The sequence below is a fragment of the Mesorhizobium carmichaelinearum genome (genome assembly GCF_900199455.1).
GTDB classification, from domain to species: domain Bacteria; phylum Pseudomonadota; class Alphaproteobacteria; order Rhizobiales; family Rhizobiaceae; genus Mesorhizobium; species Mesorhizobium carmichaelinearum.
In genome coordinates this window covers 19713-40907 of sequence record NZ_FZQR01000038.1, presented here as the reverse complement: position 1 = coordinate 40907, position 21195 = coordinate 19713, and the positions used below count along the sequence as shown (strand labels likewise).

The following is a 21195-nucleotide window of genomic DNA, read 5'->3' as shown; positions in this document are numbered from 1 at the left end:
CCGCCGACGTTCGGGGCCTGTGAGCAACGTGATCTGACCCATCAACTGCTCCTAAGTGCGCTCATAAGAGCACGCTTAAGACCACTCGTTCATCACCCGAACAAGGCGCGACACGCCGGATGGATACTCAAAACTCAAGCTCCGCCAAAGCCGAAGGACCATCAAGGCTCTTTGGGACGCGGTCGGCGCCGTCATCGAACAGTTCAACCCGGCCGAATGCGAAGACTACGACAAGGCCGCAGGGTATGACCCGGATTAAACTGGAGAGGTGTTCTAGATGCCGGCAATGAGCATGAACTTTAGCTCCGTGTACTCTTCGATGCCGTGGCGGGATCCTTCGCGACCAATGCCAGACTGCTTGATGCCTCCAAAAGGCGCGAGCTCGGTCGAGAGACGCCCACTGTTGATTGCGACCATTCCGTACTCAAGTGCCTCGGCGACGCGCCAGATGCGGCCGATATCTCGCGAATAGAAATAGGCGGCGAGGCCGAATTCGGTGTCGTTCGCCATGGCGATCACGTCCTCGTCGCCGCTGAATCGGAACAATGGTGCAAGCGGCCCGAACGTCTCTTCTCGGGCGACTTTCATCGACTGGGTGACGTTGGAAAGCACAGTGGGCTTGTAGAAGGTACCGCCCAATTCGTGCCGCGTACCTCCTATGACAATGCGCGCTCCCTTCGCGACTGCATCGGCAACATGGTCCTCCACTTTCGAAACGGCAGCTTCGCTTATCAGTGGTCCCTGGGCTATACCATCCGCCAAGCCATCGCCGACTCTGAGCAATGCCACTTCGGTCGCAAGCTTTTTGGTGAACGCATCGTATATGGCATCCTGGACATAGATTCGGTTTGCGCAAACACAGGTCTGGCCCATATTGCGAAATTTGGACGCAATCGCCCCGGCGACGGCCGCGTCGAGATCGGCGTCATCGAAGACGATGAAGGGAGCGTTGCCTCCGAGCTCCAGTGCGAGCTTCTTCACTGTTGACGCGCATTGCGCCATCAAGAGCTTCCCCACTTTCGTGGACCCAGTGAAGCTGAGCACGCGGACGTCCGGACTGTCGCAAAGTGCCTTGCCTATCGCAAAAGCGTCCCCCGTGACGATATTGAGCACGCCGGCGGGCAACCCCGCCCGCTGACCCAACGCTCCGAGGGCGAGTGCCGTAAGCGGCGTTTCCGGTGCAGGTTTGACTATGGCAGTGCACCCAGCCGCAAGGGCTGGGCCAACTTTGCGGGTTATCATCGCCGCGGGAAAATTCCAGGGCGTGATCGCTGCAACAACGCCCGCTGGCTGACGGATTACCACCATGCGGCCGTCCTTGGTGTGGCTTGGAATGACCTCGCCGTAGATCCGCTTTGCTTCTTCGGCGTAGAACTCCAAAAAGGATGCCGCGTAAATGATCTCGCCCTTGGCTTCAGATAATGGCTTGCCTTGTTCACTCGTCAGTATCCGAGCCAACTCGTCGGCATTTTCGAGCACAAGATCATGCCATCGTCGAAGAACGGTCGATCGTTCCTTGGCGAGGAGCCCAGCCCAAGCCGGAAAGGCGCGCTTGGCTGCGGCAATGCCCTTTGCAGTTTCTGCCCCGCCGAAGTTGGGAACCTTCGCAATTTCTTCGTTGGTGGAGGGATTGAGCACCGGCAATTCAGGCTCTCCCACCCAGTCGCCGTCCAAGAGGCATTGCGCCGGCCAGCGCTGTCGCGTCTCGCGCCTCTTGGGTGTGTTAGCGCGGTCAGCGATTTCGCCAGCGCGGTTCGCCAATTCAATGTCAGGCATAGTCATGTGATTCCAACCTAGGGCGGGGTGGGGTGATGGTGACTGGTGCTCATGCGGGATCGAACTGCCCCCCGCACACTTCGATGATCGCTCCGAACCCTCATAAAGAAGTCACGAACGGACGCGTGTTTCTAGGGTCGGCGGGGAAGACTAACAGACCGCGCCGGGCGGTGTTCCCTTGCGAACTGCGTGCCAGCGGCTCGCGTTAAGCTCGCGTCTGGCGCCCCAACGGTGACGTGCAGTTGGCGAACGCAGGCCAAACCGATTCCCCACTATCCTTCCTGAGACAGCAGCAAGATTCTTGAAGGCGCCGCTGTCATACCAGCTCCGATAGTTCAAGGGTCCGGGGGCCAAGGGTGCCAGTGAACAGCGAGATTGGCGGGTGTGCATCAGGATCGCTGATGACTTCGATGAGTACTGGCACCTTTGAGTACAGAGCCCGGTCGAGGGAGAGCCCAATGTCGCCCGGATTTTTGACTGTAACCGCTTCACAGCCGCAGGCCTTGGCGAGAGCAGCATGGTCGACAGGAGCGAAGTGACAGGCTGTCGTATAGCCGCCGAATTTAACGGTCTCGGCATCTTTTTGGTAGCCGAGCACGCCATTATTGAGGACGATGATCGTGAGGTTGATATCTGATCGCACGAGCGTTTCAAGTTCCGCCCAGCTGTGGGCGAACCCACCATCGCCGACGAGTACGACAACAGGGCTGTCGGGCCTCGCAAGCTTGGCGCCCATTCCGAGCGGCAAGCCCCATCCCAAACCTGCCAAGCCGCGCGGAGTGATGAACCTCTGGCCCGGGCGAAGTGCGCGGAGCTGGCCGACGATCCACATTGAAGAATAACTGGCGTCGGCCACGACGATTGTTTCCGGCGTCATACGCGATTGCAGTTCGCGCATGATGCGTTCCGGCCTCAACGGCGTCTGGTTGCTTCCGCTGAAGATGCTGCGATCCTGCTCGAATTGTTCCCAGGCTTCGGCGATGCGACGTTCAAGCGATGCTTTCTTGGACGCGCGATAGGAGAGGTCCTCCGATCGTAGCGCGGCAGTCAGGGCTTGAATTGTAGTGGCAACGTCTCCGACAAGGCGCACAGAATCGTAATTTCTGCCGATCTCGCAAGGATCGATGTCGAGGTGTACGACCATCGCACTTGAAGGAATCGAACGCCAGCTATCGGTCCCGTTTTGGTTGGTCCTGGTGCCGACGAGAAAGACGAGGTCTGCTTCGTCCATGATGGCGCGCGTGCGGTAACCGAGAGACCTGGGGCCATTCAGAGCCCCAAGGACACCGCAAGTAAGTGGTGCACGCTCATCGACAGCGCCTTTGCCCATATTTGTTGTGAAGACGGGTAGATGGGCCATGGTTTGCAGCTCGGCGAGCGCGTTGCTCGCCGCCGGCGAAACTGCACCGCCACCGGCCAGCACAACGGGTGACTCGGCGCGAGCGAGCAACTTGGCCACCGCCGCGAGCGCCTCGTCGCTCGGGCGGGTGGGATCAAGGGGCCACGTGCCGTACTTCCCAGTCCGACTGCGTACGCCAGCCGGAACATTCTCGCGGAGCAGATCGGCCGGAAGGATGAGCACAGCTGGGCCAGGTCGTCCACTGGTTGCCGATATAAACGCGGAGTCGACATGGTCCTCGATCCGATCAGCCGTTATTACCCGTCGCGTCCATTTAGAGCAGGCCGAGAAAAGTGCGATGTGGTCCAGATCCTGGAAGGCGTTCCGGTCGAGTTGGTGGCGCTCGACCTCCTGCACCAAAGCCACCATCGGAATGCTTGCCTTGAACGCTTCGGAGAGTGGAGGCACAAGCAAAGCTGCCGCAGGTCCATTTTGGGCGCACACGACGCCGACTCTGCCAGAGATGCGCGAGTAGCCATCGGCCATGGCTCCCCCCATGTTTTCCTGACGGTAGGCGACCTGTCGGATTCCGATCTTTTCGCATGCTAGAACCACCGCGGAGGGTAGGCTCTGGGCAAAAATCATCTCTACACTGTTGCGTTGCAGAGCTGCTGCAATCCGTTCTGCTACTGTTTCCACAGGCATTACTCCGGTTTCTCCATACTGTTGATGTCTGCTGAGTGTTCTTGGAGGAAAAGACGAAACAAGTCGGATATCGTGTCGACCTCAATCTCTCCCATTGGTGTTGACAGGCACGAGGCAGCCCCATTCGGCAAAATGACACCGTGCCGGGAAAAGAAGCGGGAGAGCGTCCTCAGGACGGCGTTTTGGGCGGGATTGGTCGCAGTGTCCCTGAACTCACGCGGCTTACTGCGGGTGGGATGAATTCGAAATAGGGAACCGGCGCCGGTCACTGCGAAAGGAGCATCGTGTTGTGCAATGATGTCGGCGAGATTGGCGCGCAGGCGGTTGCCCAGCCCTTCGAGCAGAGCGAACGCTGCTTTGTCCAAGGCACGCATCGCGGCGATGCCGGCTACGATTGACAGTGGATTGGCCGAGAATGTCCCACCCTGCGATACGAGTGGGCGACCGGACTTGGCGCTGAAGACCTGCATAACCTCCTCGCGTCCGCCGATCGCGCCAATGGGCAGTCCACCGCCGATTATCTTCCCCATAGTGATCAGGTCTGGTTTCAGCCCGTATCGTGCCGATGCGCCGTGGTACCCTTGGCGTAGGTTCAGCACTTCGTCGGCGATGATGAGCACACCGTGATGGCGGCAGAGCTGATGCAACGCCTCGAGGAAGCTAGGGTTCGGCGCTATCAGGCCAGCACGGCTCGGCATAGGATCGATCACGACCGCCGCGATGCGATGCGCATGGGCTTGAAGCTGTTTTTCAAGCAGCTCGGTATGATTGAAGCGCAACACTAGCGTCTCATCGAGAACGCTTTCCGGCATACCCTTGTACAACGGCACCGAAACTGGATCGTCGCCAGGTCCCCAGTTCTCTGGGGTTGCCGACTGACTGACTTCAACCCAGTCATACGCGCCGTGGTAAGCTCCCTCGAACTTGGCGATCCCTGCCTTGCCGGTGAAAGCTCGTGCCGCCTTGATGGCAAACATTACGGCTTCGGTCCCAGTGTTTACAAATCGAACGCGATCAACGTTGGGAATCCGCTCACAAAGGATACTTGCCAGCTCGATTTCCATCAGCGTCGGATTGGCAAAGCAACTGCCGCTTGCCAGCTGCCGATAGACTGCCTCGACGACAGGTTTGAACGCATGGCCGTGAATGAGGGTCGTGAAATTCCCGTTCAAGTCAAGATAGCGGTTTCCGTCAACATCGAAGAGATAAGCGCCCTCGCCCCGCTCCATGTATTTCGGAATGGGATCGCGCTCGATCGTCACCCGGCTCGTACCATCAGGAAATACCGATAACGCGTGTGCAAATGCTGCCTCCGACTGAGTGAAGGCCTGCATGTCGTGCTGATCTTCTGTATTTGGTTGCCTGGTCATTCATATACCTCTCGGGTCGCCTGCCATATCTGTAAGGCCGCGGGATGCGAGCGCTGCCGATTGCGCTTTCGATCACTCCCACGGAGACTGCTTCCAAGTCTCATGAATGGCATCCACAAGGGCGGCGGCCAAATCGTGGACATCGGTCTCGCTCATAGGTGCCGAGAGCGAGCCGGAGCAATTCGGCGTCATCAAAAAACCCCGTTCGAGCATTGCGAAGTGCACCTGTGCCAGCGCTGCCCTCTGCGATGGGCTCGGGAAAGAAGTCCGGTAGTTTCGAATAACTTCATTCTTCAGGTGGAGCCGAAAGATGGAGCTTATGCCGGTAACTTGCCCAGGGAGTTTGCGTCTTTTCAACTGCTCCGTGATTTCGGCACGAAGCGCGTCGCCCATTCGATTAAGCCGGGCTACCGCATCCTTCGTGTATGCCTGCAGTGCAGCGAGCCCAGCTGTCATGCTGAGCGGATTAGCGCTGAAGGTGCCACCGTGGGAGACGGCTGGCTTGCCCTTGGTGTGGTCAAAGATCGCCATATGCGAAGCTTGCCCGGCGACTGCTCCAACGGGCAAACCTCCGCCGATGATCTTGCCCAGAGCGACCAGATCCGGCTCAAAGCCGAACGCGGCATGGGCGCCGTGGTAACCGACGCGGTAAGAAACGACCTCGTCAACCACAAGCAGGATCCCGTACCGATCGCAGCAGTCCTGAATGACCTCCCGCACATCCGCTTCGATCGGGACCATGCCGACGCGGGAGGCGAGCGGATCGACGAGGATCGCGGCGAGACGTTCATGGTGTGCACGAATAAGCTCTCTGCACGATTCGGGCTCGTTGTAAGGGAGGACTAGGACCTCCGCCGCGGTCGAGACTGGAGTTCCTCTGGCGTAGAGTACACTTTTGGGCGATGAATCGCCCCAATTCATTGGCGTAGAATCAAGGCTGACTTCTACATCGTCGTAAGCACCGTGATATGCGCCCTCAAATTTCGCGATCATTGGGCGCCCTGTAATAGCGCGCGCGGCCTTGATCGCGTACATCACAGCCTCGGTGCCGGAGCTCGTGAAGCGAACTTGCTCAAGCTTCGGCGAGCGTGCAGCGATTGCTTCCGCAAGGCTGCTCTCGCTCGTGGTCGGAAGTCCAAACGCGGTGCCGTCGTCCAAGACCCTGTGCAGCGCCTCAATCACGGGTGGAAAGGCGTGGCCGTGAACGAGCGAGAAGAAGTTATTTGCGCAGTCGAAGAACTTCCTACCGTCGACGTCGGTGATCCAGCACCCCGCTCCTGACACAGCATAGGGCGGATGGGGAGCGAAGAAAGGGGCAGCACGCATGCTTCCCCCTGGCGTGATCCTTAGAGCTCGTTGAAACTCGTCGCGAGATTTCGGCCCAACGACTTCGGCCCGGTTGGGACCGGTCATTGAAATTGGCTGCGTGTCCAAACTCATTGATATTACCTATATCGAGATTTTGAGTGGATCATATGAACCAATATATGTCAACAAGGATCAAATGCTTCAATCCGGCTCACGTATATTTCGCCAATGCATTTTCCCGATGTTAGACTCGGACTGATCCTGGGAACCTCATCACCGAGAAGCGCGACTTGTTCGCGCTGCTCGACCGGGCTAGGTTAAGGCGTGACGCAGCGCGCCCGTAAAAGCTCTTCCCTTCGCGCTTCGGTGGCCGAAAGATCGACGGTATTCGAATTGCAGCTAAGGACGACGCCGTAGACGTCCCGGGCCACCTCCGGGCTTACGATCTCGTCTACCACGTCGCGCTGGACTGCGACGGGATCACGCCTGAGGGGATCTCCAAAGCCGCCACCACCTGGGGAGCTGACGTCCACCCTTGCTGGCCCTAGTCGCATGATTCCATATTGTGGAGCGACAATTTCTTCGCCGCCTTCCAACAACGTCATTGCGATTGTGCCTTTCAGCCCGGGTTCGCCCCCTGCGATGCCATAGCCGGTCGGTTTGCGGCTCCCTTCACTGCGAAAAGAGTACTCTGCGGACTGATATGTCGAGGCGGAATATTCCAGGCCGGTTCCGCCGCGAAACTCGCCTGCCCCCCCGCTATCCTTTCGCATCTCGGAGCGATGTATCTTTACTGGATAGACTTGCTCGTAGGTCTCGACATTGGGAAGGTTCATCCCGCCGAGGGTGCAGAGCTGTCCGGCCGCCGGGAAACCATCGCGCCCCCGAACGGCCCCAGCACCGGACGACCCGTTCCAGTGATACATTACGTACGTTCTACCGTCGTCTCTCCTTCCTGAGGAAATGCAGTAGCAAGTCTTTCCCCAGCCGGCATAGCCCTCCAAAGGCATGGCGGTTGCGAGGGCGCGCCAGACGGCGTGGACTATCTCACTCGTCGGGTGCACGGTGTTCATCGTCATTGGTGCCGGTGGAAGGGCGTTAACAACAGTGCCAGGCGGTGCCACGATCGTCATCTGACGCATGGCGCCCTGGTTCTGCGGTACGCGGCCGTTGAAGAAAGACATCACCGCGAGGAAGACCGCCGAACTCGTATTAGCAAGCGAGCTGTTCTTGAAGCCAAGAATTTGCGGCGCGCTGCCAGAGAAGTCGAAGTGCAGATGCTCGTTCTTTACCGTAAGAGCAACGCGAACGGGCACATCCACAGACCGAAAGCAATCGGTGTCGGATACATCTTCGCCATAGTAAACTCCCGCTGGAATTGTACGGATCATCTCCTTCATCAGTGTCTGGGCATGATCAAGGATCGCGCTGAAAACTCCCTCAGTTTCAGAGAGACCATACTCGCGAGCGAGCGCAGCAACCTTATCGCGCCCGGTGCGCGTCGAGCCAACCATCGCTGCAAGATCACCGTCAAGAAGATCCGAGGTGCGGCTGTTGAGCAGAAGGAGTCGCCACAGGTCTTCGCGCACACGGCCGCGTTCAAAGAGGCGGAGAACGGGGAGCCGGATGCCTTCATGAAAAATCTCGGTTGCCGCAGCATTATAGGTTCCCGCCGCACCCCCACCGATGTCGGATTGGTGCGCCCTGTTGCTCGCAAACCCAAGAAACCTGTCATCGACGATGATAGGACGGATTACCGTCCAATCCGGAAGATGGTTTCCTCCCGCTACATATGGGTCGCTTAGGAGGAAGACATCGCCATCGTGAAGATCATCGCCATAGTCGCGAAGTACCGCGCGAACGGCAAAATCGCCTCCCCCCGTGTGGATCGGAAGGCCGTCGGCGACGGATAGCGCATCACCTCGGACGTTGCTCAGAAAGCAAGAGAAGTCGTGGCTCTCGCTGAAGATCGGGCTCTGCGCGGTCCGCGTCATCGCCCAGCCCATGTAACGAGAGATATGATCCAAACGCTTCTGCACCAGCGTCATCGTGATCGGGTCGACGGCCATAGTCATCACTCCGAAATAGTAAGTTGAATAGAATAGTCTCCACCCTCATCGACCAGCAGCACGTCTGCCGCTCCGAGGAGAATGGTCGTGGTCAGCTCCTCAATGACGGCGGGTCCTGTTATCCTTGACCCAGGATGGAGCTTTGTGGGGGAGAACGCAGGTGCATCTACGAAGCCAACGCGAGAGTCGATCCAAACGCTGCGTGTGCTGCTTGCCTGCAGGCTTTCGGCGCACGCTTCGGCGGCTTCCAGCGCCATCTCGGGAAACCGGCCCTTGCCGACAAGATGAAAGGCGACGATCTGTAACTCATTGCGTTCCTGCACGTAGCCATAGATGCTTGAGAACTCTTGCTCGAAGCGACGCCGCAGCGTCTCCTTGCTGTCCGTACCGACGAAGAACGGCACGCGCACTGTCCATTGCTGGCCGCGATATCGCAGCTCCAAGAAGCAATCACTGATGATTGCCTCGCTGGAGAAGCTTTCAAGAAGCCGGCCGCGTTGTTCGTCCTCACGCTTAGCAACCTGTTCGGAAATCCGCGCAAGCGTATCATCCGACAGCTCGACCATGCAGGATTGAATGAGGTCGTATCGAATATTGGAGTTGCACATCCCAAACGCGCAGAAGACGCCGGCAAGCCGGGGTACGAACACCGACCGGCATCCCAGAAGCCGGGCGACTGCCACAGCGTGCAGCGCTCCGGCGCCTCCGCAAGCAACGAGCGTCAGGGTTTGGGGGTTGACGCCGCGCTCGCTAGACATCCGCTCCATTGCGTGCAGCATGTTCTGTTCGGCGAGGCGGATGATGCCGATCGCTGCCGCTTCTACCGTCAGGCCCAGCGGTTGTGCCACGTGCTTGGCTACCACTTCCTGCGCGAGTTCCGAGCGGATGTTGACGGATCCGTCCGCGTAGGCGCCGGGCCGCAGACGCCCCAACACCACGTGGGCATCGGTGACCGTAGCCATCGTTCCGCCAAGCCCGTAGCAGGCCGGGCCTGGGCGTGAGCCGGCTCCCTGCGGTCCGACCTGGAGCATGCCGCCAGCATCGACATAGGCGATCGTGCCGCCCCCGGTGCCGACCGTATTGATTTCAACGCTCGCCGTGATCGCGGGGTACCCAGCGATGTCAAGCCGGGTGGTCTCACCAACCTTTCCCCGGTCATAAAGCATCACATCGCAACTGGTCCCGCCAATCTCCATAGTAAGAAGGCCGCCAAGACCTTCTTTCCCAGAGAAATAGTCAAGCGCGCCGACACCAGCGGCCGGTCCCGAGAGGAGCAGGGAAACGGGGCGCTGTTCTATATCGTCAATAAATGCCGCGCCTCCGTTGCTTTGAACTAGAAGAAGCCTATTCGGCATCCCAAGTTCACTAAGGCGTTCGTCAAGCTGTCGGAGATAGGGAACGACCCTTGGACCGATATAGGCGTTGACGACAGCCGTCGAGGAACGTTCGTACTCGCCCATGACCGCCGCGAGCTTCGCAGATCCGCAAACAAAGCAATCCGGCATTGCCTCGCGGAGGTAACGAACGCAAAGCTCTTCATTGGCATCATTAAGGTAGCTGTTGATAAAGCAGACGGCGACCGCCTGAACGCCCGCCGCGTTGAAACGTGCGATGGCGTCATCAAGATCCGCCTCATCGACTTCAGCTTCGATGCATCCGTCCTTCAGCACGCGTTCGGTTACCGGCCTGCGAAGCCAGCGTGGCACTAGCACATCGGGCCAGGGCGTCCGATAGTCCCATACGTTCTCGCGGAAGCCGCGTCGGATCTCGATTGTATCGCGGAAGCCTCGAGTAACGAGCATGCCCGTCCTAGCACCCTTTCCTTCGAGAAGCGTGTTGGTGGCGACGGTGGTGCCATGGACGAAGTGGGTGCATGCCGAGAGGAATTCCCTCATCGTAAGACCCTGGCTCCTCGCCAGCGCGGAAACTCCCGCTAGTACACCCACGGAGGGATCTTCTGGCGTAGATGCGGTCTTATGTATCCGAATGCCGGATCGGGAACCGACGGCAACAACGTCGGTGAAGGTGCCGCCAACATCAATTCCAACCCGCCAAGTTTCTTTCGCCACTTCCTTTTCTCCTACGCTTTGTTCATCCAGCGGGGTGACATGCAAGTTCAGCTAGTCTCCGCATAAATCCGAAGTGTTCTGCCGACATTCTGCATTGTAAGGTCCATCACGTAGGATCCATCAACAAAGACCGTCCGCAAGGGAGTGAGACTACTTCGCTCCCCCCGAATACGCCGTTGAAAGGCTCCGCCGCCCGGCGGTCATGATAAGGGCCGGCAGCAGCGCAATGTCAGCCCAATATTCTTCGCTTCACGATATTTTCCTCCCTCGATGTCCTTCCGCCAAAGTCATTACTTGTAGCCTTTCCAACTTCGGCGGGCCTGAGGTGCTCCATCTTGCCGTGACAATACCATTGGATCATATAGTTCATCAGTCGTCAATGTGGATCAATTGCTTCTGCGTGAGAATCGTGGCAGCGTGTGGTCGTCAATGCGGAATCTTAGATTCATGAGTCCCAAACCGCCCGATATAGACGCGAAGTTGCGGCAGCTCATGCCGGAAGCTCGTGGGCCTGCGGCTACTGCGATCCAGTTCCTGATTGCCCACCGCGACGAGATACCCTTCCGCTCCATGCGCGAGCTTGCTAAACGCGCCGGGGTGCCTTCGGTAACGCTGGTGCGGTTGGCGCAGAACCTTGGTTTTAAGGGTTTCGACGAATTCCGCGAGGTCCATATTGCTGAATTGATAAACGGTCAGGGCAGCAACAAGGGCCGCGCTGCGGAGCTTGTAGCTCTTGGCCAGAAGGAAGGTGCACTTGGGTTTGCTGCCCAATTCGCCGAGAGGGAAATTGAGGCGCAAAGAGTCGCGGTTACCGCGCTGAGCGAGAAGCAGCTTGAAGCGGCGGTAAATGCCTTGGTCGAAGCTTCACGAATTTATGTGATCGGCCGCCGCCCCTTCTTTGCCCCTGCCTATTCGCTTTCCTATTCGTTGCGGAAGGCAAAACCAAACACTTACCTGCTCGACACCGGTGGGGGATCAGGATTGGAACTCGATGACCTCACGCAAGATGACGTGGTCATCGGTTTTACTTCCTACCCCTATAGCCGAGTCACGTTTGACGTGGCGAAAAATGCAAAAGCCCAAGGAGCGACGATTATTGCAGTCACCGACAGCGAGAACGCTCCCATCGCCCGGCATTCGGACCATTTTTTCCTCATGACGGCACGAAGTTACGCCTTCCCAGACTCCGTTGCCGGCGCTTATGTCATCGCGAACATTCTTGTCGCGCTTACGGTCTCAAGACTGGGCTCAGACGCATTGGCGCGCATCCAACGCAATGAGCTGGAAATCCGCGAAACGGGAGAGTATCTAGCGGAACCTCCACGGAATAGAGACCGGTAATTTCTCTGCGGTTATGCGGCTCGAAGTAGAGGCGGTTTGGGGTTGAAAAGTCAAGGCACCTGCGGCTCTGACTGGCGAAATCTCGCGCGAAGTCGATCGCGAAGCTCACCATTCTTTTCGGCGGTTCGCACCTGCATCTGCATGTGGGCTCCATGCTGAGACCAACGCATTTGTTGCTTTGGCACTGTAAACTTAACGACGCGTGGTCAAAGTTCTCTCGGGCTCTCTCTATTTCAGGCGGCCTCAAGGCATGCGATCTCGTTCCACATGCGCATGGCAGCGGCTCGCAATTCGCGATGATGGTCTGATGGTATGTCGTGGCGCGGAATGTGGAACAGGTTGGCAATCGGGTCGTGGATGGAGACGAAGCGCTGAAGTTGGCGTGCCGACTTGAAGCGCTTCATGGTTCTCTCCCGTCGTCGGATCGGCTGATGAGAATTCTCTGCCCGGTTATTCAAGCCCTTGTGGGAGCGATGTTCGACACCCGGCATGATCTGGCGCCTGGCTGCGCCGTAGGATCGAAGCTTGTCAGTGATCATCACACGCGGTGATCGGCCTTGACCCTTCACAAGCTTTCGCATGAGACGCCTGGCAGCCTTGGCGTTGCGGCGGCTTTGCACCAGAACGTCGAGAACGAAGCCGTCCTGATCCACGGCACGCCACAGCCATTGCTTCTGTCCGCGAATGGTGACGACGACCTCATCAAGGTGCCATTTGTCCCCCAGCTTTCCGGCCGAACACCTGCGGATGTCATTGGCAAAGTGCCTGCCGAATTTCTCCGCCAGAGCCTCACTGTCTGGTGGGAAACGACAATGCCACGGACTGCCAACAGATCTTCGACCATTCGCAGACTGAGCGGAAACCTGAAATACAGCCAGACCGCATGGGCGATCACCTCAACCGGAAATCTGTGGCGGCGATAAAGTCGATCACGAGCAATGTTCCTCATGCCCATTCATCGCAGGCGGAAATCGACTGGCGGTTAACGTTACAGTACCAATGAAACCACTGGATCGGCGCGCAAAGGCCAGCTATCTTGTTGTGAACAACAAATCGATCGGGTAATGCGCTACACGCCGAGCCAAGTCCGACATGTGGTCGGTATCACACAGGAAACGCTCCGCCACTGGCGGCAGGCGCTGCCTTCACTCCGAGGTCTCAAGGGACATGCGCCCGTGTTCCGGCCTGGGCAATTACTCGGCCTGACGGTAGTGCGGGTGCTCGTCGAAGACCTTGGTCTTACCGTTGGAGCGCTACGCGCCGCCGAGCGCGACATCTTCGACATTTGCAACTCGCCCCAGTGGATTAGGCTTGCCCGGGGCCACCTTCTGGTGCGCCCAATCGAGGGGCGGGCCACCTTCGTTGACACCGTGTCGGATAATGATCTCGAGCGTCCAGCGATCCCGCTTCCGCTTGAGCCGATCGTCACCGCGCTTCGTCTCGCGCTCCTTGAAGTCGCGCCCGAGGAGGCTCAGCAAAGTCTAGCATTTCCGCCAGTCGACGTCAGCGAACGCCGCGCGGCAGGAAGTGGAAGGCCATGACTCCCGCGATCGCCGCCATTGTCAGGGAATTGGGCGGCCTCGGCTACCCAGCCGAAGCGCTCCTCTCGGACTATAGTTTTGCCGACGTCCTTTCGCCGGCCGGTGAAACCCGCCAGGTGGCATTTGCCGCATTCACCCAAACGCCGCCATCCTATCGGACGGCGGCCTTCGGCGTGGTCGAGACCGGGTCGGATGGATCCGACCTGACCGGACTGCGGGCACTCGGGGCACCGATGATCTTCGCCGTGGCTGGCGAGCTCGTCGAATTGTGGCAAGTCCACGCGAGCAAGCCGGCGAGCCGCATGGCCGTCGTCACGATCGATGCTCTGGGCGACCTCTTCGCACGCCACGCCGAGCATTGGAGCCCGCGCGCTATCCATCGTGCCAAGGCGATCGATGCTGAGCCACTGGCTGGCCGGCAATTCGACTTCATCGACATGGGCCTGATGATCGCGATCGAAGGCGAGGTGCATGTCAAGCTCGATGCCTTGCTGCGCGAAACACTCGCTGGCGTAATCGACGTCCGGGGGCGCCCGGCCATGGATGCGCGCTTGTTGTTCCAAGCGACCTTCCGGTTCCTCGCCGCCAAGATCCTGACCGATCGCGGACACGAGTCGGCAGCGAATTGGGCGGGTGGCAGTGTTGATGATGTGTTGCGCGGGATCGACCTTTATTATGGTCTGGGCACCCTCGCGCCCTCGCTGCGCGATCGCGCGCGCCTAGAAACCGTATGGGAAGGCATCCGCGCCGGCATCAATTTCCGTAACATTTCGGCCGATGACCTCGCATTCGTCTATGAGAATACCTTCGTTACGTCGGAAGCGCGTGCGGCGTTCGGCACGCACAGTACGCCGCGGCAGATGGCCGAGCATATCGTCCGGCGCCTCGAACTTTGGCGCAATCCCGATTGTGTCCGCGTCTACGAACCATTTACCGGTGCCGGCGTGCTGCTCGTGGCAGCGCTCAGGCAGCTGCGCGCCGCGTTGCCGCTTGAGTGGAACGATGAGGAGCGGCATCGCTTCCTGATCGCACGTCTCGCGGGCGACGAAGTCGACGAATTCGCCTGTGAAGTCGCCAAGCTGTCGCTGATCCTTGCCGACTATCCCAATCACAATGGCTGGGACATCCAGCAGGCCGACCTGTTCGTCGGCGATCGGCTGCGGAAGCGGATTACGGCCGACACTTTTGTCATCTGCAATCCGCCTTTCGAGGATTTCGATGCCGATGAACGCAGCAGCGCGATCGCGCAAAACGATGTTTCCAAGCCGATCGCGGTGCTGGAAGAGGTCCTTGCCGCGCAACCGGCCGGCATCGGCTTCGTCCTTCCCTCAAGCTTCATTGTCGAAAAGCGCTATCGCAAGGTGCGAGCCTTGATCGAGAGCCGCTATACTTCGGTTGAAATCGTAGAGATTCCCGACGATGTGTTTTCCGCATCGCGTACCGCGGCCTCCCTATTGATCGCCCGAGACCCACGGACGGTTGCGGACGAAGCCCGGATCACAATCCGCTCCAGTCAAGTCACCTTGCGCGACCGTCTGCCGTTCCTTAAGGCGGGCGTAATCACCCGCAGCCGGTCGCTGACCCGGTGGGTGCCGGACACGCCAAATGGCGATCTATGGGTGCCAGCTCTCCACGAGATCTGGGCCTATCTTTCCGATCGACCCAGGCTTGGGGATCGTCTCGAACTGCATCGCGGCATCGAATGGTCGGGTCCGCAGGCGAGCGCCTGGAGCCGCGAGCCTCAGCGCGGCTTTGAACCCGGTCTGCATAGTGTCAACGGACATACGCAGTTCAAGCCTCAACATCCCGTATGGCTGGATTGCCGGCCGGAATCGGCGCGCGGTGGCGCTTACAAGCTACCGTGGGACCAGACCAAGCTCATTATCAACGGTGTGCGTCTCAGCCGTTATTCCTGGCGGCTGGCGGCTAGCTTCGATGCAGATGGACTGGTCTGCTCCCAGCAATTCATTGGTGCATGGCCGAAGGAGGGCGTGAGCGACAAACATCTGCTCGCGTTGATGGCCGTGGTCAATGGTCCCGTTGCGAATGCCTTCGCGACGGTATTCACCTCGGACCAACGGTACCGGTTGACGACGCTACGCGACATTCCGCTCCCCAATCATCTGCCGCCCGAGATCAGTGAGATGGCCGCGACGTATATCGAGCGGCTGTCGCAAGATCCACTTACCTTTGACGGTGATGCTGCGCTTCAGCGCCTCCTCGCAGAGATCGATGGTGCGGTCCTTGCGAACTACGCGCTCCCGGTCCGGCTCGAGCGCGAATTGCTGCGCTTCTTTGAGGGCGCGCGGCGGCCGGTCGCGCACCCATGGGAAGGTTGGCCTGGGCTGGAGGCAGCGCCCGGCCTCTCGCTCGCCGAGACCCTCGATGGCAACCGAGAACGATTCAGCGGCAATTGGGTGAAAAGCGTCTTCGAGCCCTTGCCCCAGAGCGAAGCCGACGCGCTGCGCGCCTACATCGGCTGATCAATGACCGGGTATCTGCTTGACACCTCGGTTTTGATCGCCCTTGTGGACCCCGCGCATGTGCTGCACGCGACCGTCGCTGCAGCGATCGACGCCATGAGTGACGATGACCTCCAATATCTCTCGGCCGTAAGCATCGGCGAAATCCGCACGGGCGTCGTAAGCGTCCAGAAAATCCATGGCCGCACGCCACCACATGCCAGTCAGGTGCTTGCAGCAGCACAGTCCCGCGCGCTGCTTTCGATCAATACCCAGGTTGCAGTCACATATGGCGATCTCAAGGCCGCCATGGTGAGCACGTTCATGCCGAAGGCGAGCAGAAATAAGCCGCCCGCTTATCTCGAAGATTGGATCGACCACTCTACCGGCAAGCGGCTGGGCATCAATGAGAACGATCTTTGGATTTGCGCTCAAGGGTTCGAGCGCGACCTGCACGTGCTCACCTGTGATGGTGACTTTACGCGAGTGCAGGCCGCCGAGCCACGGCTCGCGCTCAGCGTGTTGCGGGTTATCTGAACACCCGACCAAAAGCGAGTATCAGCGTGCTCTGTTGATATCCGCGATCCGATCGAACGACAGCCAGCTGCATGCACGCCGCCCAATCCCGCTCTGTCGTGATGGCTTTCATGGTGCGGCTGCGGATCTTCCACGATCAACCCGCGAGGGGTCCGCTAGCAAGCTGCGGCCGCTCGGCTGCGCCTTTCGCGGTGATCGCGCCCGCCGCCGCACACTGACGGAGCCACCGAGCGGGAATTGGCCCGCTCCAAGATGGAGCCCTCAGATGTCCCACGATCTCACTCTCGCTCAGAAGGCCGCTTGGCATCTCGCCCGCACGCTCATGGCGCCCGTCGTCCTCTTCAAATCCGACGAAGAATTCGGCGTCCTGCCCGCCGACGAGATCGACGACGCCGACGTCGAAATCCTCTTCGAATACGATCCCTACAGCGGCGGCCGGTCGGTTCACTGAACCGACCTTTTCCCGACTGCATTCTGGCGGCGCTGGGCGCCGCCTTCTTCTTTCCGCAGTGACCGCTCGCTGCCCCGTCCTGCCCCGGGTCCTGGCGGAGCCAGGCAATCAGCGCAATGGCTGCGCCATCCTTCGCTCCGCTCCGGCCCTCCTGGGTGCGCTGCCCGCCTTCCTGCTCCGCCGCGGCGGACCCCATGACGGGGCCGCGGTCGGCGCGGCCTCCAGAACTGGAGGTTTATGAAAATGAGCAGGAAAGAAAAAGGACCGCGCATCGACATCTATGCGCGCATCACAGACCGGATTGTTGCGGAACTCGAGAAGGGCGTACGCCCCTGGATGCAGCCTTGGCATTTGACGAATGCCCTTGACCGGGTAACCCGGCCACGACGTCATAACGGTCTGCCCTATAGCGGCATGAACGTGCTGCTGCTGTGGTCGGAGGCGATCGCGCATGGCTACACCACGCCGATCTGGATGACGTTCAAGCAGGCGCTTGAGCTCGGCGGCGCCGTGCGCAAGGGCGAGACCGGCTCGATGGTGGTATTCGCCAGCCGTTTCACCAAGACCGAGATGGATGCCTCAGGCGATGAATTCGACCGCGAGATCCCGTTCCTCAAGGGGTACTCGGTTTTTAACGTCGCGCAGATCGACGGCCTGCCGGACCACTATTGCGGCCGGGTGGAACCTGTTCACGACCCGGTCGCCCGGATCGAGCACGCCGACCTCTTTTTCGCCAATACCGGGGCGGTCATCCGGCATGGCGGGATCGGGCCTACTTTTCTCCGACGACAGATCACATCCAGATGCCACCGTTCCAGACATTCCGAGATGCGGCGGCCTATGTGGCGACCTTGAGCCACGAAGCGACGCATTATGCCGTAAGTCGGATTATGCCGCATGGCCGAGTTCGGCGGCTGCTACGCCTCCTTTTGACCATGCGGCAGTTCGGCATAATCAGAGCGCTTCGAGGAAGGCGAGCAGTTCGTCGCTGGGACGATACCGCCCCGGATACGTTTCCGGACTGGCAACCTGAGCGAGAGCCTTTTCCTTCAACCGCATATCTGCGTGGATATAGATCTGGGTCGTTTCCACGGATTCATGCCCGAGCCATAGTGCGATCACGGATTGGTCGACGCCGTGGTGGAGCAGTTCCATCGCCGTACTGTGGCGCAACGTGTGCGGCGTGACGCGCTTGCCTGAGAGGCTCAGGCAAACTCGCGACGCTGTCAGGCAATGCTTGCGCACCAGGTGTTCCAACGCATCACGACTGAGTCGCTCGCCCCGGATCGACGGGAACAATGGCCCGTCGCTTTCAAGGCGTTCGCCTATCCAGGCCTGGATCAGTTTCGCCGTATCGCGACGAAGAGGCGTGCTGCGTTCTTTCCGACCTTTGCCGATGCAGCGGATGTGAGCGCCGGTGCCAAGCACCACATCCTTGCAGCGTAAGTTGACCAGTTCGGAAGCGCGTAACCCGGTTTGAAGTGCAAGCACCAGCAGGACATGATCACGCCGCCCCACCCACGACATTCGATCTGGTGCGGCAAGCAAAGCCGCTATCTCACCCGCATCTAGGAACGTGACGCTGCGCTTCACATACCGCTTGTTCGGCATCGAGAGAATACGCTGACAATGAAGAAGCCAGCTCGGATCGGTCAATGCGACATAGCGGAAGAATGAGCGGATGGCGGCAAGCCGGGTATTGCGGGTACGCGCCGTGTTGCCACGCACCGTTTCGACATGGATCAGGAAGTCGGCGACGAGATCGGCATCAAGGTCTTCAATCGTCAGTTTCGTCGGCGGCTTTCCACACCGCGCGGTCGCGTAGCGGATCAGAAGCCGGAAGGTGTCGCGATACCCGGCGATGGTATGACGGCTTGCCTCCATCTGCGTGCAGAGCCGATCGGTGAAGAAGCGCTGTATCAGCGCGGGGAAGTTGGTGGTCTTCATCGGGCTTCTGCCTCCATCGCCACGTCTGTTATTCGAGCAGAGGCCAGTTCCAGCAATTCCGGGACTGCTTCCAGGTACCAGTATGTGTGGGCGGGATTCGCATGACCGAGCCATGTTGTGAGCTTGATCATCTCGCGGCCGACGTCTTTGCCCGATCGATACCAGCTCAGCATGGTCCGCACCGCAAAGGTATGGCGAAGATCGTGGATGCGCGGACCACGGCCGTGGCGAAGATAAAGCTGCGGTTCTCGCAATCCGATCTGCTGGCACACATGCGCGAAGTTGTAGCGCGCACCGCAATCACCAAGCCGGTGTCCCTCGCAGGTCACGAAGAAGGCTTCCGGCCTGCGATCGAGCAACCGGTCCCGCTCGCCACCGTAATTTTCCAGCCGTTGCACGACACTTGGGTCCAGCGGCAGCAATCGCTCCTTGCCCAGCTTGCCCTGTCGGACGTGAAGCACGCCGGATCCGGCATCGAGATCGGCAGGATCAAGACCAAGGGCTTCACTGATCCGAAGCCCGGTTACGGCGATCAGGCCAAACAGCGTCGAGCAGGTCAGGCCGCGCAAGCCGTAGACCGAAGGCAGCATTCGCGCATGTTCGATGATCGCAACTATTTCGGCGTCACCGTAGATATAGGGGGGAGCGCGTTGAACGCGACCAGGCACCAATCCCCGGGGCGGTGCCTCGTGCTTGGGGTCCATACCATGCAACCATTCGGCAAATTGGCGGGCTACCCTGAAGCGTGTTGCCCGAGTTCCGGGACTGGCGGAGGGCAGGCTTTCGAGCCAACGCATGATGAGACTTGTGCTGACGTGTTGCGCCCCTTCGCGATCGGCAAACGTGATGAAGCGGCGCAGTATCCGCTCATCGGTGCTCAGATCGGCGCCGAGTTGCCTTCTGATGGTGAGGTAGCGGTCCATTTCGGCGAGGAAGCTCATCGTGCCACCTCCGAGGTCGGCCAGGGCTGGGCGATGGAACGCAGCCCGTCCGTGTCGAGCTTCGCGTAGATCATCGTCGTTGCCCTCGATCGATGCCGCAGCAGATCGCCGATCTCTTCCAGCGAGGCGCCGGCGCGAACCATGTTCGTTGCCAGGCTGTGGCGCAGAACATGCGATCCCACATAGGGTGTCGGTGGTTTCACGCCCGTCGCAGCGAACGCCTCCTTCAAAATCGTGTTGATGACCTGGCTGTCTTTGAATGGACGGTTGGGTGCCCGATGCGTCACGAACAGGGTGCGCGTGGTTGCGGAGGTGCGGTCCTCGCGTAAATATGCACTGATCGCCTCGCCGACGTCCGGCGGGATAGGCAACCGATCATGTTGCTGGCCTTTTCCGCGAACCATCAGTTCGCCAGCGCGCCAGTCTATGTCATCCAATTGGATCGCGATGATCTCCGGCGCACGCAGGCCGAGACGGGTCATCAGCAACAGCATGGCGTAGTCCCGGGCACCGCGCCGCGGATTGCTGCGCACCGAGGCCACAGGCGACAGATAACGAGGAAGTCTTGCGCCCCAGGGTTTACGCACCCGAGGAACGCAGAGCGACAGGTTGGTCGTCGTGAGTCCCTGAGCGAACAGATATTGGAAGAAGCTGCGCAAGTGCGTGGTCGGCGTCTTATCGCGGAACGGGCGCTTGCGCGCCACAAGATATTCCATGAATGCCACGACATCCCGGGCGTTCAGTGCCGACAGGTCGAGCATATTGTGGCCGAAGCGATGATCGAGAAAGCGATCCGCGAACCGGAGCACATGATAGATCGTGCGCGGGCTGAGGCCGCGCTGCCGGATGAGATAGGTTTCGAAGTTGCCCAGCAGTTCAGCGCGTTCGGCTTGCGCAGGTGTCAGCGGCGGTCGTGTCGCTACGCCTATTTCAATCAGATGCGCGACGAACAGCCTGGCAAGATTGGGGACCTTGATCTGGCTTTTCGGCTCGACCGGCAATCGCCGTCCCAGTTCGACGGCAAAATCCGGGGTCAACGCCGATGGCGCAATTCCCTCGTCTTCGAGCAAGCGACCGAAGCGTCGAAGCAGGTAGCGATAATTCTCCAGCGTAGATGGTTTGTAGTTCTTCGAGGAAAGGCTATCTTCGAACGAGGCGAAGAAGGGATCCAAGCAGTTAGTCTGATCGAACGTTTCCATTTTTTGTGCTCCATGTTGTTGGAGCGACAATCTTCACGCCAAGACGACATCTTTTGACAAGATTTTCGGCAGCTCCGACCTTATCCAAATCGTTCACAGTCTTGATCGCGACATCAGAAACCGGACATAGAACGACAGCA

General features: G+C 59.4%; 14 protein-coding genes and 3 pseudogenes. 7 read left to right on the top strand and 10 right to left on the bottom strand.

Annotation, left to right across the window (positions count from 1 at the left end; all coding sequences use genetic code 11):
* Positions 1–118 precede the first annotated feature (118 nt).
* Positions 119–259: pseudogene (locus CKW40_RS44955) on the top strand (IS630 family transposase); the annotation flags it as partial.
* 14 nt (positions 260–273) lie between these two features.
* Here CKW40_RS44955 and CKW40_RS37540 read toward each other — a convergent pair.
* The 6 genes from CKW40_RS37540 to CKW40_RS37515 form a co-directional block, all read right to left on the bottom strand.
* Positions 274–1776, bottom strand: a complete 1503-nt coding sequence (locus tag CKW40_RS37540; RefSeq protein ID WP_095204710.1) for an NAD-dependent succinate-semialdehyde dehydrogenase — start codon at positions 1774–1776, stop codon at positions 274–276.
* A gap of 316 nt (positions 1777–2092) precedes the next feature.
* Positions 2093–3820 (bottom strand): acetolactate synthase catalytic subunit, encoded by a 1728-nt coding sequence (locus CKW40_RS37535; protein ID WP_095204708.1) that lies wholly within the window; start codon positions 3818–3820, stop codon positions 2093–2095.
* A complete protein-coding gene (locus CKW40_RS37530; protein ID WP_244571453.1) occupies positions 3820–5190 on the bottom strand; it encodes an aspartate aminotransferase family protein in 1371 nt (456 codons plus the stop codon). Before CKW40_RS37530 ends, CKW40_RS37535 begins: the two co-directional genes overlap by 1 nt.
* A 72-nt stretch (positions 5191–5262) precedes the next feature.
* Entirely contained in the window at positions 5263–6630 is a 1368-nt protein-coding gene (locus CKW40_RS37525; protein WP_244571452.1) for an aspartate aminotransferase family protein, read from the bottom strand.
* A gap of 185 nt (positions 6631–6815) precedes the next feature.
* Positions 6816–8567, bottom strand: a complete 1752-nt coding sequence (locus tag CKW40_RS37520; RefSeq protein WP_244571451.1) for a hydantoinase B/oxoprolinase family protein — start codon at positions 8565–8567, stop codon at positions 6816–6818.
* Between the two features lie 5 nt (positions 8568–8572).
* On the bottom strand, positions 8573–10636 hold the full coding sequence (locus tag CKW40_RS37515; RefSeq protein WP_244571454.1) for a hydantoinase/oxoprolinase family protein: 2064 nt from the start codon (positions 10634–10636) through the stop codon (positions 8573–8575).
* Between the two features lie 447 nt (positions 10637–11083).
* On the opposite strand from CKW40_RS37515, the gene CKW40_RS37510 reads away from it, so the two are divergent.
* Complete coding sequence (locus CKW40_RS37510; RefSeq protein ID WP_179298254.1) at positions 11084–11977, top strand: MurR/RpiR family transcriptional regulator; 894 nt, start codon at positions 11084–11086, stop codon at positions 11975–11977.
* A 233-nt stretch (positions 11978–12210) separates the two neighbouring features.
* Here the strand turns inward: CKW40_RS37510 and CKW40_RS37505 are convergent.
* Positions 12211–12926 (bottom strand): annotated as a pseudogene (locus CKW40_RS37505) (IS6 family transposase).
* Between the two features lie 115 nt (positions 12927–13041).
* On the opposite strand from CKW40_RS37505, the gene CKW40_RS37500 reads away from it, so the two are divergent.
* From CKW40_RS37500 to CKW40_RS37480, 5 genes and pseudogenes are all read left to right on the top strand, one after another.
* A complete protein-coding gene (locus tag CKW40_RS37500) occupies positions 13042–13518 on the top strand; it encodes a MerR family transcriptional regulator (protein ID WP_095204702.1) in 477 nt (158 codons plus the stop codon).
* Complete coding sequence (locus tag CKW40_RS37495; RefSeq protein WP_095204701.1) at positions 13515–16001, top strand: DNA methyltransferase; 2487 nt, start codon at positions 13515–13517, stop codon at positions 15999–16001. The genes CKW40_RS37500 and CKW40_RS37495 overlap by 4 nt, the downstream gene beginning before the upstream one ends.
* 3 nt (positions 16002–16004) lie before the next feature.
* A complete protein-coding gene (locus CKW40_RS37490; protein ID WP_095204700.1) occupies positions 16005–16517 on the top strand; it encodes a type II toxin-antitoxin system VapC family toxin in 513 nt (170 codons plus the stop codon).
* A 265-nt stretch (positions 16518–16782) separates the two neighbouring features.
* Positions 16783–16968: a hypothetical protein gene (locus tag CKW40_RS37485; RefSeq protein WP_095204699.1), complete on the top strand. Its 186-nt coding sequence runs from the start codon at positions 16783–16785 to the stop codon at positions 16966–16968.
* Positions 16969–17211: 243 nt separating this feature from the next.
* A pseudogene (locus CKW40_RS37480) lies at positions 17212–17852 on the top strand (ArdC family protein); the annotation flags it as partial.
* Between the two features lie 70 nt (positions 17853–17922).
* Here CKW40_RS37480 and CKW40_RS37475 read toward each other — a convergent pair.
* Genes CKW40_RS37475 through CKW40_RS37465 form a run of 3 tightly spaced genes read right to left on the bottom strand, consistent with a single transcriptional unit; the run spans position 17923 to position 21055 of the window.
* Positions 17923–18915, bottom strand: a complete 993-nt coding sequence (locus tag CKW40_RS37475; RefSeq protein ID WP_095204698.1) for a tyrosine-type recombinase/integrase — start codon at positions 18913–18915, stop codon at positions 17923–17925.
* Positions 18912–19856 carry a tyrosine-type recombinase/integrase gene (locus tag CKW40_RS37470; RefSeq protein ID WP_095204697.1) on the bottom strand — a complete coding sequence of 315 codons (945 nt, stop codon included), beginning with the start codon at positions 19854–19856 and terminating at the stop codon, positions 18912–18914. Before CKW40_RS37470 ends, CKW40_RS37475 begins: the two co-directional genes overlap by 4 nt.
* Positions 19853–21055 carry a site-specific integrase gene (locus CKW40_RS37465; RefSeq protein WP_143748454.1) on the bottom strand — a complete coding sequence of 401 codons (1203 nt, stop codon included), beginning with the start codon at positions 21053–21055 and terminating at the stop codon, positions 19853–19855. Before CKW40_RS37465 ends, CKW40_RS37470 begins: the two co-directional genes overlap by 4 nt.
* Positions 21056–21195: the final 140 nt, after the last annotated feature.